The organism is Mumia flava (genome assembly GCF_002797495.1).
Classification (GTDB): Bacteria; Actinomycetota; Actinomycetes; order Propionibacteriales; family Nocardioidaceae; genus Mumia; species Mumia flava.
This window is the reverse complement of the sequence record NZ_PGEZ01000002.1, coordinates 412817-428114: the sequence shown is the minus strand read 5'-3', so window position 1 is coordinate 428114 and position 15298 is coordinate 412817. Positions and strand designations below refer to the sequence as shown.

Below are 15298 nucleotides of genomic sequence, written 5' to 3'. Positions count from 1 at the left end.
GCAGGTGTGCTATAACTGGGAAGCGACTTGCCGCACTCTTGCGAAAAGAGGTCTTCATGACGCGCACCAACCTCACCGCCGCCCAGACAGACCGCGCGTGCGGTGTGCTGCTCGGCGCTGCCGCCGGCGATGCGCTGGGTGCCGGCTATGAGTTCGGGTCCGCACCGGTCGTGGGCCGACCGAGGATGATCGGTGGCGGACTCGGCGGGTTCGCGCCGGGGGAGTGGACCGACGACACTGCACAGACCTACGCGATCGCGCGCGTCGCCGCGGCGGGCGCCGACCTTCGTACGGACGAAGCCCTCGACGCGATCGCGTCCGGATTCGCTGAGTGGTACGCGGCCAGCCCCCCCGACGTCGGGATCCAGACCGGCCAGGTGCTGCGGACAGTCGGGCCGCAGGGGACTGCGGCGGAGATGACCGCGACGGCCGCTGCGCTCCACGCCCGTACGGGCAAGACCGCAGGGAACGGGGCGCTGATGCGAACGGCCCCGGTCGCACTCGCGTACCTCGACGACCCCGAGGCGCTCGTCGACGCTGCCTCGCGGATCGCGGCGCTCACCCACACCGACCTGCTGGCCCCGGAGGCGTCTGCCCTGTGGTGCCTGGGGATCCGCCGCACGGTGCTCGAGGGTGAGATCGTCGACCTGCGTGAGGAGCTCAGCTACCTTCGGCCTGACCGTGCCGAACTCTGGCGGGACATCATCGACCAGGCGGAGCAGGAGCAGCCTGGGAGATTCCGGCCGAACGGCTTCGTCGTCTCCGCCCTGCAGGCCGCGTGGTCGGCAATCGTCCACACGGCGCAGGTCGAGCATCGCCCGAGCGAAGGTCGGTTCAGCTCCGCGCACCTGGTCGCCGCGCTCGAGACGGCGATCGAGATCGGCGACGACACCGACACCGTGGCATCCATCGCCGGCGCGATGCTCGGCGGGCGGTGGGGCGCGTCGGCCGTCCCGGCGGCGTGGCGTCGAATCCTCCACGGGTGGCCGGGGACCTCGGGGGAGGAGCTCGCGAACCTCGCGCTTCTGATCGTGCGGCGGGGTCGGACGGACTCTGCCGGGTGGCCTGGCGTCGACGCGATCGACTACTCGGGCTGGGGTGGGGTCGAGTCGGCGGTCCCGCACCCGTACGACGAGCAGGTGCTCCTGTCGGGCGCCGTACCCCTCGACGACCTGCCCGACGAGGTGACGGCGGTGGTCTCGCTCTGCCGGCTCGGGCGGGCGCAGGTGCCCGAGCGGATCGAGCACCGGGCGGCCTTCCGCCTCATCGACACCGACGCGCGCGACAATCCGAACCTCGAGTACGTGATCGACGATGCGGCGCGGACGGTCCTCGACCTGCGCGACGAAGGCCACACGGTGCTGCTGCACTGCGTTGCCGGCCAGAGCCGAACCCCGACGGTCGCGGCTCGGTACGCGGCGCTGCTGGGGTATGGGACTGAGCGTGCGCTGGAGGACGTCTGCGCTGTCTTGCCGGGCGCGATGCCGCGGCCCGCGCTCGTGGCCGCGCTTCGCTCGCTCGGGTAGTGCAGACGTCCAGGGGCGCTCCGTAGGTCGCTGGTGAGGTGCTGGGCCCGCTCCGCGCCGGCAAGAACTGTCGGTGATCGGGCCTAGATTGGTGGCGAGTCGATGCGAGTCCGCAGGTGGGACCTCGGCCGACCAAGGGGGACGGATGCGTGACTTTGAAGACGCCACGGAGGCGAGCTGGAGCCGCTTTACACGGCGGCTGACCACGTTCCTGCAGGACGAGATCTTGGACGCGAGCCCGGTTCGGTTGCTCTGGTCCGGCGAGTACCGCCTCGACGCGCTGATGACGTTCGGCTGGGAAGAGCCGGTCGTCGACGTCGTCATGGATGCCGATGCGGCCGGTTCCGACACCGAATCGGTGCGCGAGTCCATGCGGGCCCTCGGGTGGGACGAAGACGACGACGTGTACTACTTCGCCGTCGAGCTCGACGGGGTCGAGAACCTCGTGTCCCTCGCTGTCGGGGCGTTGAGGACAGTCATCGGGGTCGCCCATCCTGCGTTGCTGGACGTCGACGGCGGCCCTGCCGCCATCGCGGCGCTGCGGGTTCCCACTCCGACGATCGCTGCGATGGGGGCGACCGTGCGCGCCGAAGCCGCCGACGAGCCGATCGCAGTCGTGCCCCACGACCGCGACCACCTCCTGCAGCTCGTTGACGACGCACTGACACCGGTCTTCGGTCACGCGCCGATCAAGGACCACGATGGCGACATCCCGGTCCGCTCGGAAGGCGCTCGGGTCTTCGTATCGGTGCCAGCAACCGACCCGGCCGTGGACCTCGTCGGGCTGGTGGTCGCGGATGTCCAGGACCGCTTGGCCGCGCTGCGAGCGGTCGCGATCCTGAACCGCAACTCCCGCTACGTCTGCTTCTTCCTCCAGGGCGACTCGGTGCTCGCACGGCTCCACCTGCCTGCGAGCCCGTTCGTGCCGAGCCACGTCCGGCGCATGCTGGCGCTGATGCTCGAGGTCTTGGCGGAGGTCCCTGAGGACCTCGCAGAGCGAACCGGCGGACGTCGTGCGGTGGACGTGACCGACCTGGATGATGAAGCGGACGGGGGGCCTGGGACTGCTCAGGAATCCTTCGCCGACGAGCCCGGGAGCGATCAGGAGAACGAGGAGCTACCGCACGAGCTCATGATGCTGCTCCAGCTGGACCCCGAAGGTACGGGTGCAGTCGAGCCCGAGGTCGCGGCAGCCGTGTGCCACCACGACAGCGAACTGATCCTGAGCCTGATCCGTCAGTGCGAACAGGAGGAGATCGCCTGGAGCACGGCGGCTGAGGCAGCCGAGCAGAGCGGCGACGCCGACGAGATCGGAGCCTGTCGGCGCGAGGCGGCGGGCTGGGACAGCACGATCGCCCTGCTGCGGACTGCGCTACGCCACGTGGCCGAGAGCCTTCCGCGGCGTCCATCCCGCTGACTCAGAACCTATCGACGCATCAGAACCCGACGCCGAGGACGGCTGAGGCGCAGCCCATGCAGACGTCTCGTTCGAAGGCATTCTCGGGCGGTGTCAGGTCGTGGCAGTACCGGCAGTATCGGAACGCGTTGCGGCGCCGCCTGAGCAAGCGCGTCACGACCTCGCCGAGGGAGTCCGCATCCCACGTCGATCGTCCCATCGATTCGTATGGTCCTGGGCGGATCGCGAGCGTGTGTCCCTCCCACCGTGGCTGCGCCGCGGCGAGGTCGAGCGAGTCGCCGTTGATTCGGAGCATCAGCTGCGGCGGCGTGCCGGTCACGAACCATGAGCCGAACGGGCTCTCGAGGCCACCAGCGGGATCGGCATCGAAGTCGTGAAACCGCTCGTCGACCTCGGTCCAGCCCGTGCCGAAGATCTCGATAAAATCCCGGTGGCCGATCGCCAGCTGACCCGCCAGATCGGCGGTCTGGTCGAGCGGGAAGAGCTCGCCCTGTTGGTCGAAACTCACCGAGTCCCCGTTCCGTTCGTGGTTTGCACGCCGAGCCCCGCCACCAGCTCGCCCAGGTGCCGCGCTTCGGACACCGTCGGTCCCAGCTCGTACGCGTGCTGGTGGCAGACCCGTGACAAGGCGGACCACGCGTACTCGGCCTGTGCGACGAGCTCGGCATCTTTGTCTGCGTACGCCGACTCGAGGCACGACATCGTGCTCCGCATCGATGCGTCCTCGACCGGCCACCCGCGTGCGTCGAGCAGCTCTGCCACGCGGTCTTCGAGCGCTGCACGCGTGAGCCAGCAGGCGATCCGTACCGATTGCCGCCCGACCGATCCGGTCGCGAGGAGTCCCTCCGCCTGGGCGAGCAGCCCAGTGCTCGTCGAGCCGGACATCAGAGCGCCCCGCGCTTGAGGTCGTCGATCAGGTTCTGAACGTCCTCGCACGCTTCGCGCGGCTGTCCGCGAAGTCCCTCGTGCAACGCGGAAGTGCAGACTCCGAGGCCCCGCCTGCGATAGCCACGCTTCGACAGCCACCCGTCGAGCGACCGGACGTCTCCGTACAGCGACAAGGAAACTCGGTCGCGGGTCAGACGGGCATCTGCCCACGCTGCCTCGACCACGTCGTGAGCATCACCGGCGGCGAGTCGGGTCGTCCAGTACCGGTCGCGAGCAGCGGTTTCGGTCGCCATCCGCAGAAGACCGGGGAGCGCGCGGCGCATGGTGGTGTCGGGAAGGCCGGTGTCCTTGAGGAGCGCGAAGGCGTCCCGGAGGTAGCGTCCGGCGGGGTCGTACGTGTTCGCGACCTCGACCCGCGAGCTCTCGTACCGCGTGACTTCGACGATCTGCGCAGGGACCGGCGCACGTCGAACCGCCGCGGCGAGCCGGTCGTCGTGCGAGAAGACCACGACCTGGCGATCCTGCGCGATCCGCGACAATGTCGCGACCAGACCGTCGACCTTGGCGGGGTCCATCGCCTGCACGGGGTCGTCGAGCACGACGAACCGGAACGGGCTCTGCGGCATCGTGGCACGCGGGAGGAAGATCGCCAGAGCCAACGCATGCAGCTCGCCCTGGCTCATCACGGCGAGGGCGCCGGTGTCCTCGCCGTCGACCGCGCCCTGGATCTCGACGCGCCGGCGCGTAGACGTCCCGGCGATCTCGAAACCTTGCAGCTCGACGTTGCTCTCCTGGCGCAGGTCGTGCCAGATCCTGGCCGCCTGCGCAGCGATCGGTGCGAGGCGCTCGTTGCGCAGATCGAGGTCGTTCTTCTTCAGCCAGGTATGGGCCTGCTTGGTCAGCTCTGCCTCGGGCTCCGCGGCGGACCACGCGTCGGCGTCGTTCGCATACGCGGCCAGCCGGGCGGCGATGGCGCTCCATGCGTCGTCGCGTTCAGCGAGCACCTCGGAGGCAGCGGCCCGCATCGGGGGCAAGGCTTCGGTGACCGGTGCGAGTGCTGTGCGCAGGTGCGTGACGAGGTCGGCGTCGGTGGCGGGTGCAGCCGACCAGCGTGTCCAGGCCGAGCGGACCGAGCCGACGGCCTCATCAAGGACGTCGGGCGTGGAGCCGGCGAGGGCCGACGGGACCGGGGCGACCAGCGCACGTGCGGATTCCCGAGCAGCGGTCAGTCGTGCTCGTGCGGCCTTGAGCAGAGCCACCTGCTGGCGGTCGGCAGCGACGTCAGCGCGAGCCTGCGCGGCCCAGGCTCCGTCGAGCGTGCCAACGCCGCAGACCGGGCAGGGTTGGTCACCGTCGTGCTGATGCAGGTCGAGGGCTCGCTCGATGATGGTGACCCGGCGCTCGAGTGCAGTCGTTGCATCGTCACCGACGGACGTCATTGCCGCGAGGGCAGCCGACAGCTCGGAGGCCGCCGCGTCGACATCGTTGGCATCGGGCGCGGCGATCGCGAGCAATGCACGGAGCCGCTCGGCCGTACCGTCGGGCGTCGACGTGCCGGTCGCGATCGCGCGGAGTGCGTTGGCGTCGAGCTTCCGCTTGGCGAGCAACAGGTCAGCCTGCTTCGCGCGTTCGTCGTCGAGCGCGTCGAGGTCCGCTCGCAGCGAGCGCTTCTCGGCGTCGAGCTTCTTCTTGGGCGCCTCGAGCCGCTTCCGGCGTTCGTTGAGACGATCAAGGGCGTCGGTCATCTGCTCGAGGCCGAGCACGGTCGAGAGAGCGTCGTGCAGTGCGCTCGGCTTGGACCCGAGAACTGTCCCGAGCTCTTCGTACGACAGGAGCGGACGGTAGGTCTCGATCGGTCCACCCCATCCGAGGCTCTCGATCCCCGCTTCACGCTTCTGACCGTGGCGTTGGAGCGTCGTGGTCGCGTCGTCGACGTCGGCACCATCGGGCCACGTCACGCGTACGACGGTCTTCCCGACCTCTTCCTCGCACAGCGCCACCTCGACCTCCGCCGCGACGTCGGCATGCAGGTTGCGCCAGGCACTGCCCCAGTGCGCGGGACGGTTCTTCCAGCGATACGTGTCGCCGGTGAGAGCGACCTCGAGGGCCTCCGCGAAGCTCGACTTGCCCGACCCGTTGCGGCCGGAGACGATCGTGAGCCCCGGGCCAGGATGCAGCTGGAGGGTCGCGCGCTCGCCGATGCCGCGGAATCCCTGGACGGCTATGCTTGTGAGGTAGGCACCCGTCGCCTCGGCGGTCTCGTCCGCCGACGGCTCCGAATTGGTCTGTGCGAGGGACGGGGGCGGATCCTCGGGCGTGACAGACGCCAGTGCGTCGTCGCCCTCGACGGCGGCCAACGCGAGGAGCTTGGCGTCGTCACTAATCGAGTCGTCCGGGTCGAGTCTGGCGTTGAGCCAGGTGTTCAGGTCATCCATGAAAGCTCCCGAGAATGCGTTGGCGACACTGAGCGCGTCGTCACGGCGACGTTCTCAGTCGACGCTGACAGAAGGGTCGGATATTGCACCGACGATCGGCTCCCACCACGACTGGGGCCGGTGCGGACGACATCAGACGCTCACGCTCGCGGCATCCACGCCGAACGCGAGTGCAGCCTCGAAGTCTCCGGTAGCGACACGATCGGGTTTCCGTGCCCGCGTGCCCTTGCCCGACATGGTGTCGGCGTCGGAGCGACGACGAGCATGATCTTCTCCGTGAGACTCGTGGCCGCCCGCGGGCGGCCACGAGGACGACGCCGATCTCGGCGATGCGGTGATGGTGCTTGGGGGACCAGTCCGGTCGTCTCGGTATCGATGACGGCGTACATCCTGGTGGGTCACTCCAGACGCGGCTCGCTCACAGTTGCGTCAGGCAACGTAGCGCCGGAGCGGGTTACGGCAGGGCGATATCCGGAATGTCGGGTTTGGGTACGGGCTGCCGCGCCTGTCGACTACGGACGACGGCTGAGCTGGGCGCGCTGCGGCTCCGCGGGGACACCGAGCAGGAGGTCGGGGAGGCGGTCGATCAGCTCGCCGAACGCTTCGCGCAGATCGCGTACCTCGGCTCGCAGGTCGACCACCTCGTTGACGAGTTCGACGACTCGGGCCTCCAGCCGCTCGATCGGGTCGGTGGTGGACTCCACCGGCGCCGCCTCGACCTCCGCCACGCTCGAGTTCAGACGACCCTTGGCCATCGGCCCGGGGTCTCGCCGCACCTCGTCGGTGAGTTCGTCGACCAGCCGAAGACTCGTCTCGAGGTCGGGGTTGCGAGAATCGACGGCTGCGACCAGCGCTTCGACGAAGTTCGCCACGTCCTTCATGTAGGCCGCTCGAATCGGGAGGAACTCGATCACGAGCGGGTCGTCGCCGATCTTGCCGGTTGGACGGTATGACTCTGTCCGGACGAGGACCGTTCGCTTCGCAGAAGAGTCTCGCCGAGCCTGGTCGATCCCGACGATCTCGTCGAGCGAGATGCGCAGCGGCGAGACCTCCTTGCGGCGGTCAGAGGCCACGAACCGACTGTGGTCGATGACCAGCTCGTCTTCGCTCAGGAGGGCTGTCCCCGTATCGGTCTTGATCTGGAGGCTCACGCCGCAACATCCCGTCTTCTCATCGCCTTGTCCGAAACGCCACGACGTGGCGGAGATGAATGGTAAACGTCAACTATCTGGTCGTAACCGACGGCTCCGTCGCAACCGACCTTTGTCAGTCGGACCTTGTACGGTCTGCGCCACGAAGGAGCACACATCTCGGGAGGAAGCGTGGACTCGGCACACGCGGAGTTGGAGGCTGAGCAGGAGTACGTCACACGTGCGTACTCCCTGCTGGACAAGGGGCTGGCCGACGCAGAAGTCGCGATCCAGAACCACGGAGGTCTCGATCGCCTCACGGCACGGGCGATGAAGCGCGCCCGGGAGATTCTCCAGCAGTCACGGGGGACCGGGCAACTCGTTGCCGGGCGGATCGACACCTCAGACAGCTCGCTCTACGTCGGCCGTCGGCGTGTGTACGACGAGAACCGTGACCTGGTCCTGATCGGATGGCATGCGCCAGCCGCCATCCCGTTCTACGAGGCGACGGCGGACGACCCGGGAGACCTCCTGCTCAAGCGGGTCTTCCAGGAGGAGAACGGCACCGTCCACCGGATCGTCGACGAGATCGTTCGCAGCTCCGCGCACGCGATCGCTACGGGCGGATCGGGCTCCATCAGCGACGCGCTCCTCCAGGAGCTCGAGCGTTCGCGCGACGGAGCGATGCGCGAGGTCGTCGCGACGATCCAGGCCGAGCAGTTTCGGATCATCCGCGCGGACCGGGAGCGACTCGTCGTCGTTCAGGGCGGACCCGGCACCGGGAAGACGGTCGTCGGCCTCCACCGCGCGGCCTGGCTCGCGTTCAACTACGAGGAGCTTCGGAACGAGGGCATCCTCGTCGTCGCGCCGTCACGGGCGTTCCTCTCGTACGCGGCTGGAGTGCTTCCCTCACTCGAGGTCACCGATATCGATCAAGTCGAGATCGGGTCTCTCTACCCAGGCGAGGCCCGTGAACGCGCGATCGAGCCTGTCGAGGCGGCGCGTGTCAAGGGCAGCGCAGCGATGTCGGAGGTCCTTGGCCGGGCGCTGGAGCGCCGGATTGGCCGGATCGAGGACGACCTGGTGCTGACCCTCGGAATCGACCGCATCGTCGTGCCCGCGGACACGCTCTCGGCGATCGTGGCGGACGTCCGGAGTCGCTCGCTCCCGCACAACGAGGCCCGCGAGGTCTTGCGGAACCAGCTCGCCGCCCGGGCGTACGAACTTCACGAGGCGAGTCAGCGGGACGCTCGTCGTCCTGTTCGGACCACCGCCGCGATGATCCGCCGCCTCTCTGCCTTCACCAACGCTCTCGACCGCCTCTGGCCCACGTACACACCTGAGGAGTTCCTCCGGACGCTCTATGGAACTCAGACGTGGTTGGTCGATGCGGCCGCCGGCGTCCTGACGGTCGACGAACGCGCGCAGCTCTACCGGCGTCCCGCGGAGTCAATCGCAGCCGAACCCTGGACGCGAGCGGACATCCACGTGCTGGACGAGGTCTCACACCTTCTCGATGGCACCATCGCCCGATACGGCCACGTGGTCGTGGACGAGGCGCAGGACCTGTCGCCGATGGCCGCCCGCGCACTTGCGCGTCGTTGCCCGAGTGGATCCATGACGGTCCTGGGCGACCTGGCTCAAGCGACCGGCCCGTGGGTTCGGGACCGATGGGAGGAGCTGACGGAGCACCTGACCGCAGATGACGCGTTCGTCGCCGACCTGACGGTCGGATACCGCGTTCCGAGCGAGGTCATCAACTTGGCTGGACGTCAGCTCGACCTGATTTCGCCCGACCTGACCGTTCCTGCCTCCGTGCGCACCACAGGCGTTCAGCCGACGGTCGAGCTCGTCGAACGAGACGCGCTGGAAACGGCGCTCGAGCTCGGCACCAACTTGGCGGAGGCGGGACGCAAGACAGCGGTGATCGTGGCCGACCATGCGTACGAGGCGGCGGCCGGGCTCAGCGCCGGAGTCGCCGGGGACGGCCGCGACGGCGACTTCTCCGCCCCTCTGACACTCCTTCCAGTGTCGGGATGCAAGGGCCTGGAGTTCGATGTCGTCGTCCTGGTCGAGCCCGGCGAAATTGTTGGCGAGTCGACCCAAGGGCATCGCCTCTTGTACGTGGCGATGACCCGATGTACGCAGCAGCTGTACGTCGTACACCGCGATCGCCTACCGGCTGGCCTCGCTCATCTCGATGGGGGTGCGCCGTCGAGCGAAGGCGGCAGCGTGACGACGACCCGCGAGTCCGACGAGCTGGACGGCATCGAGCGCGCGTCCCGTGTTGCAGACCTGATCGCCGAACTTTCCGAAGAGGACCTCATCCTCGTCGAGGCCCTCGTCCAGCGACTGACAACCACCCGCGACCTGCCGGATGGAGAATCTCGATGACCACGACCACGCGGTTGAGCGACCCGTCACGGCGCAAGCTTCGCAACCAGCTCGACACCTGGCGCGAGGATCTCGTCGCGGTCGACCGACGGCAGCGCCTGATCTACTTCAAGCACACGGTGTCGGGCTCGCTCGAGATCACGACCCCGTCGGTGAGCTCGATCATGTCGGCGCTCGACCGATCGCCACTGATCGGGCTCGAGTGCACACCTGAAGCGGCCGAGGACCTGGACTCGAGCAATCAGTGGCTCGCGACGGCGCCGATCCGGGTGTCGGGAAAGACCGCGGCCAAGCTACGGACGTCGCTCGTACGGCAGCACCAGCAGTCATTGCAGACCTGGGCCGATCGGGGCTACTGGACGCTCTACCTCGGACTCGGATCGTTGCACTGGAAGGACCTGTCGGACGGGCGTGAGGTGGAGAGCCCACTGCTGCTCTGCCCGGTGAAGCTCGAGCGAGAGGGTTCGCAGGCGCCCTTCCGGCTCACTCGCACGGAGGACGACATCGTTGCCAATCCCGCCCTGCGGGTGAAGCTGGAGCGTGACTTCGACGTCACCCTGCCGGAGGTGGACTCCGACCTCGTCGATCCGGTGTCGTACCTGCGCGCTGTCGCGGCAGCGTGCTCGGAGCAGGCGGGCTGGAGCGTGCACGAGCGCGTCGTGATGACGCTGTTCTCCTTTCACAAGGAGGCCATCTTCCGCGATCTGACCGATCACCAGGATCAGATCATGGCCCACGACCTCGTCCAGAGGATCGCGCTTGGCACCGACGCCCCGCACAAGGAGACGCTCGGTTTCGGCTGGGACCCACGCACGGCGGACCTCGACTCGATCGCCCCGCCGGAGCGTTCGAGAACGATCCTCGACGCTGACACGAGCCAGCGTGCCTGCATCGCGGCGGCTCGCGACGGGCGGAGCTTCGTCATGGACGGGCCTCCCGGAACGGGCAAGAGCCAAACCATCGCGAACATGATGGCGGAGCTGATGGCGCAGGGCCGCTCCGTGCTGTTCGTGAGTGAGAAGGCGGCCGCCCTCGATGTCGTGCGGGACAGGCTCGCGGCTGCCGGACTCGAGCACTTCCTGCTCGAGCTCCACAGCCATCACGCCACTCGCAAGGAAGTGGTCGCGCAGCTCGCCAAGGCCTTGTCCCAGCGCTTCAAGACGCGCAAGGAGTTCACCGACGCCAACCGCGCGGAGCTGGCAACGATGAGGCAGGGTCTCACGGACTTCGCCCAGGCCATGAACGAGCGGCGCGCAGGGCTCGACCGGTCGCTCATGGACGCACTGGGAGAGCTGCTGGCACTCCAGCTCGAACGGCCGGCGGGGCATCCGAATCCGAGGGCGTGGGCGGCCCTGACAGCCGAAACGGCCTTCGACCTTCGTTCGACCGCGGAGCAGCTTGGTCGCGTGTGGCGTCCTGCGACTGAGGGCGACGATTTCCTCTGGCGAGACATCACCCTGCCGCTGCCGGAGGGGACGACCGGCGACATCCTTGGGAACGGGGCTCGCGCCGCCAGCGAGTCCGCTGCGGCATTGAACGACCGCGGCTTGGCCGTCGATGCGGACCTCGCGCTTCAGCTACCGCGGAGTCTGGCCGATCACGTTCGGCGTCGTGATCTGCTGCTCGAGCTGGAAACACAGCCTGACCACCTGGACTCGTGGCTGACCAGCACCTCGCTCCGCGGCGTGCGTGATCGTGAGGAGTCGCTCCGCAGCTCGGCGCAGACGTACCTGGCCGCGGAGGAACGACTGCGGGAGGCTGTGGGCGACGGGTGGACTGCGGTCGACCCCGAGGTCCTGCCGCAGCTCCGGTCCCTTCGTGACCTTCCCGCCTCAGAACGTGCCAACGTGTGGCCCGGCGGGTCGGGAGCACGCGTGTCGGTCGTTCGCCGCGCGAGCGACGCTCTCGGCGAGTCGCTGGTTCCGCTGGCCGACATCGTCGAGCAGGGGCGTCAGCTCGCCGCGATCCTGGGCATCCCATCCGATGGCCTGACAGTGAATCGGATCTCCCAGCTCGTCGAGCTGGCAACCCTCGGTGAATCCACGACGCCGCCCGAGAACACCTGGCTGAATCCGGCGGTCCAGAACGCCCTCGACGAGTCGTCGCGGGTCCTGCACGAGCTCGTGTCGCTGGTGAAGCAGCGCCGGGACAAGATCGCCTCCGTCTTCACGCCTGAGGCACTGGACGTCGACCTGGCTGCGTTCAACCTTCGTTTTACGAACGACCACACGGGCCTGGGGCGGCTGAGCAAGCAGTGCCGAGCCGATCGGCGCGTTCTCAAGTCCGTCACCGTCCGGCGGAAGGTCGACAAGAGCGTGCTGGCCGCGCTGGACGAGGCCGTCGCATGGCAGCAGGCGGAGCGGAACCTCTCCGCTGGTGAGAGCACCTATGCCGACCGACTCGGACGCTACTACCAACGCACCGACACCGACTTCGGCCGGCTCATGTCGGCGATCGAGACCGCGCACCACGCCGTGCGCATCGCTGGCGCGGACCTGAGGCCGGACGAGCTCGCCAAGCAGCTCGCCGCGGACGCGCAGCAGGATCCACGTCTGGGGCCGATCGCGGCCGCGCTGGCCGAGCGGATTCGAGCGTGGGACGACCTGATGGGTGCAGCGGTACGCGCGGAGGTCACGTCGGCGGTTCGAGGGTGGCCGGTGGACGCGATCGTCAGCTGGGTCGACAGGACGGTCTCGGATCTCGCGCCCGGACTCGGTGCGGCCGAGCACGTCGTCTCTGCGCTCTCCGATGACCTGACACTCGCCAGAGCAGCAGAGATCCTGCACGACGTGGCTGAGCTCACCGAGCACCGGTCCCGCATCTTCGACTCCTACGACGACGATCTGGCTCTCCTCGGCGACGGTTACGTCGGCATCGAGACCGACTGGACCTCGCTGGCTTCCGCGCTCGACTGGGCCGAGCGCGTCAGGACCCACACAGGGGGTGCCGTCGGCGCGCTCACGGCCGAGCGAATGCGCCGGCCCACGATCTCCGCGACCGACATGGCGGAACTCATCGAGTCGTGGGGCAAGCATCGGGAGGCGTTTCTCTCATCGTTCGAACCGTTGCGGTCTGCGGAGATCCGCACCAACCTCGATGCCGACATCCGCGAGGCCGCTGAGCTCCTCGCGGAGATGGCGAGCACAGCCGTCGCCGACGTCGACGAGTGGATCCAGTTCGTCGAGACCTGCGCGGATCTGCGAGGCGCTGAGCTCGGGCCGGTTCTGGATGCCCTGCTCGACGGACCACCACCATCCGACGAGGTCGCACCCCGCTTGCGGTGGGCCGTCCTCCAGGCGTGGATCGAGGGTACGGTCGCCGCCGACAAGCGGCTGAAGAAGTTCCGCGCGGGTGACCGAGACGCGCTCGTGACGGCGTTCCGTGAGAGCGACAAGGAGCTCGTCGACCTCGCGTACGCCGAGGTTGTGCGCGCGTGCAGCGACGCGAGGCCGCGGAGCACGCAATCGGCGGGCGCGCAGCTGATTCTGCGTGAGGCGCAGAAGAAGTCGCGGCACAAGCCGATTCGGGAGGTGCTCGACGTCGCGTCGGAAATCGTCCAGTCGCTCAAGCCGTGTTTCATGATGAGCCCACTGACGGTGTCGCAGTTCCTGCCGGGCGACATGCGGTTCGACGTGGTGATCTTCGACGAGGCGTCTCAGGTGCTGCCGTCGGATGCCGTGAACTGCATCTATCGGGGACGCCAGCTCATCGTCGCCGGCGACGACAAGCAGCTCCCGCCGACCGCGTTCTTCCAAGCAGCCGTCGAAGCGGAGGACGGCGACGACGACGAGCCCGACGAGTTCGAGTCAATCCTCAGCGTGTGCAAGGCCGGTGTCCTGCCGCAGCTGCCGCTGTCCTGGCACTACCGGAGCCAGCACGAGGACCTCATCGCGTTCTCGAACAACCGTTTCTACGCACCGGACGACCAGACCCTGCAGTCGTTCCCGGGGGCTGTGTTCGATGCACCCGATCTGGGGGTGGAGCTCTTCCACGTGCCTGGTGTCTACCGCAGGGGCGGTGCGCGGGACAACCCGATCGAGGCCGGCGCTGTCGTTGACCGGATCGCGTACCACGCCCATGAACATCCTGAGATGTCGGTCGGCGTCGTGACCTTCTCGGCTGCTCAGCAGGACGCCATCCTGCAGGCCGTGGAGCAGCGCGCCGATGATGATCCGGCCGTCGCGGCGATGCTGGACGACCATGACCGACTCGGGGGCTTCTTCGTCAAGAGCATCGAGAACGTTCAGGGTGACGAGCGCGACCTCATCATCTTCTCGATCGGCTACGGCCCTGACGAGGCCCACAAGGTGAGCACGCACTTCGGCGCGCTCAATCAGAAGTCCGGATGGCGCCGACTGAATGTCGCGGTCACCCGGGCGCGCCGCCGTGTCGAGGTCGTTTCGTCGCTGCGGTCGACCGACATCCCGCCGAGCGCAAACGCGAACGTCGAGCACTTGCGGACGTACCTGGCGTTCGCGGAGCGAGGCGTCTCGGCTCTCGGCCTCAACATTGATCCTGATCACGGCGATGTGGAGAGCCCGTTCGAGGAGGACGTCCTGCGCGTCATCCGCTCGTGGGGGTACGAGGTCCAGCCGCAGGTCGGAGTGTCGGGCTACCGAATCGACCTCGGGGTGAAGCACCCGGACCGCCCCGGTGAGTTTCTCATCGGAGTCGAGTGCGACGGGGCTGCCTACCATTCGGCGCGGTCTGCCCGCGATCGCGACCGACTGCGTGCGTCGGTTCTCGAGGGGCTCGGGTGGAATCTCCATCGCATCTGGGGCCTGAGCTGGTACCGCGATCGGCCGACGCAGACCAAGCGTCTGCACGCAGCAATTCAGGCAGCACACGCGGGTGTCTCGCGGGGCGGAGCAAGCCGGGGAACGCCGCAGCCGAGCTCAGAGATTCAGCTGGAGGTCGAGGATTTCGATCCTGACGCCCCGCCGAAGTGGGCCGTCCCCTACGAGGTCTACTCGCAGGGAGCCACGACTCCGTACGAGCTTCGTTCGGTCGAAGCGCGCCCGGCCATTCGCAGCTACCTCACCCGTCTGCTCGAAGTCGAGGCCCCGATTCACACCGATCTCGTGTACACCCGCCTGCGCGAGGCCTTCGGCGTGGGCCGCATCGGATCAGCCATCCGGGAGAACGTGAGGTACGTACTCGAGCGGATCGTCATCAAGGGTGCTCGACCGGCTGAAGATCTGAACGGGATCATCAGTATCCAGGGCGATGCGAGGGTCATCGTACGGGTGCCTCAGGACGAGGAAGCGATCCGATCGATCGGACAGATCGGGATCGATGAGCTGACCCAGGCACTGATCTACGCGGTCGGCGATGCGGTCAGCATCAGCGACGAAGCAGTGATCGGGGCGATGATGTCGGTGTTCGGGTGGCGCCGGCAGGGCAACGACATCGCAGCGGGGGTGCGTAGCGCGATCGATCGTGCCCTTCGGGAGGGTTACATCGAGCGGAGTGAGAAAGGGGTTCTGCGCTTGTCCGAAGGCGGCTGAT

General features: G+C 68.0%; 8 protein-coding genes. 4 read left to right on the top strand and 4 right to left on the bottom strand.

The genetic code is table 11. From position 1 onward, the window contains the following. Positions 1-56 precede the first annotated feature (56 nt). On the top strand, positions 57-1526 hold the full coding sequence (locus tag CLV56_RS16115) for an ADP-ribosylglycohydrolase family protein (protein WP_039342237.1): 1470 nt from the start codon (positions 57-59) through the stop codon (positions 1524-1526). A 145-nt stretch (positions 1527-1671) separates the two neighbouring features. Further along, positions 1672-2943, top strand: a complete 1272-nt coding sequence (locus tag CLV56_RS16110; RefSeq protein WP_039342234.1) for a T3SS (YopN, CesT) and YbjN peptide-binding chaperone 1 — start codon at positions 1672-1674, stop codon at positions 2941-2943. Between the two features lie 19 nt (positions 2944-2962). Here CLV56_RS16110 and CLV56_RS16105 read toward each other — a convergent pair whose 3' ends face one another. From CLV56_RS16105 to CLV56_RS16090, 4 genes are all read right to left on the bottom strand, one after another. Then, positions 2963-3451, bottom strand: coding sequence for a hypothetical protein (locus tag CLV56_RS16105; RefSeq protein ID WP_039342232.1), 489 nt, complete (start codon positions 3449-3451; stop codon positions 2963-2965). Further along, positions 3448-3705 carry a hypothetical protein gene (locus tag CLV56_RS16100; protein WP_211288171.1) on the bottom strand — a complete coding sequence of 86 codons (258 nt, stop codon included), beginning with the start codon at positions 3703-3705 and terminating at the stop codon, positions 3448-3450. The genes CLV56_RS16105 and CLV56_RS16100 overlap by 4 nt, the downstream gene beginning before the upstream one ends. 122 nt (positions 3706-3827) lie before the next feature. Next, a complete protein-coding gene (locus CLV56_RS16095; RefSeq protein WP_039342230.1) occupies positions 3828-6266 on the bottom strand; it encodes an AAA family ATPase in 2439 nt (812 codons plus the stop codon). A 512-nt stretch (positions 6267-6778) separates the two neighbouring features. Then, the gene (locus CLV56_RS16090) at positions 6779-7339 is read right to left on the bottom strand and encodes a hypothetical protein (RefSeq protein WP_157805194.1); all 561 of its coding nucleotides are present in this window, start codon (positions 7337-7339) and stop codon (positions 6779-6781) included. 249 nt (positions 7340-7588) lie between these two features. On the opposite strand from CLV56_RS16090, the gene CLV56_RS21060 reads away from it, so the two are divergent. After that, positions 7589-9790, top strand: a complete 2202-nt coding sequence (locus tag CLV56_RS21060) for a HelD family protein (RefSeq protein WP_100415275.1) — start codon at positions 7589-7591, stop codon at positions 9788-9790. Next, the gene (locus CLV56_RS16080) at positions 9787-15297 is read left to right on the top strand and encodes a DUF3320 domain-containing protein (protein WP_170224820.1); all 5511 of its coding nucleotides are present in this window, start codon (positions 9787-9789) and stop codon (positions 15295-15297) included. Before CLV56_RS21060 ends, CLV56_RS16080 begins: the two co-directional genes overlap by 4 nt. The last annotated feature ends 1 nt before the right edge of the window (position 15298 follow it).

Excerpts from the sequence above, each read along its gene's own strand:
- CLV56_RS16115 (WP_039342237.1), top strand. The coding sequence starts at position 57 with ATGACGCGCACCAACCTCACCGCCGCCCAGACAGACCGCGCGTGCGGT.
- CLV56_RS16110 (WP_039342234.1), top strand. The coding sequence starts at position 1,672 with ATGCGTGACTTTGAAGACGCCACGGAGGCGAGCTGGAGCCGCTTTACA.
- CLV56_RS16095 (WP_039342230.1), bottom strand. The coding sequence starts at position 6,266 with ATGGATGACCTGAACACCTGGCTCAACGCCAGACTCGACCCGGACGAC.
- CLV56_RS16080 (WP_170224820.1), top strand. The coding sequence starts at position 9,787 with ATGACCACGACCACGCGGTTGAGCGACCCGTCACGGCGCAAGCTTCGC.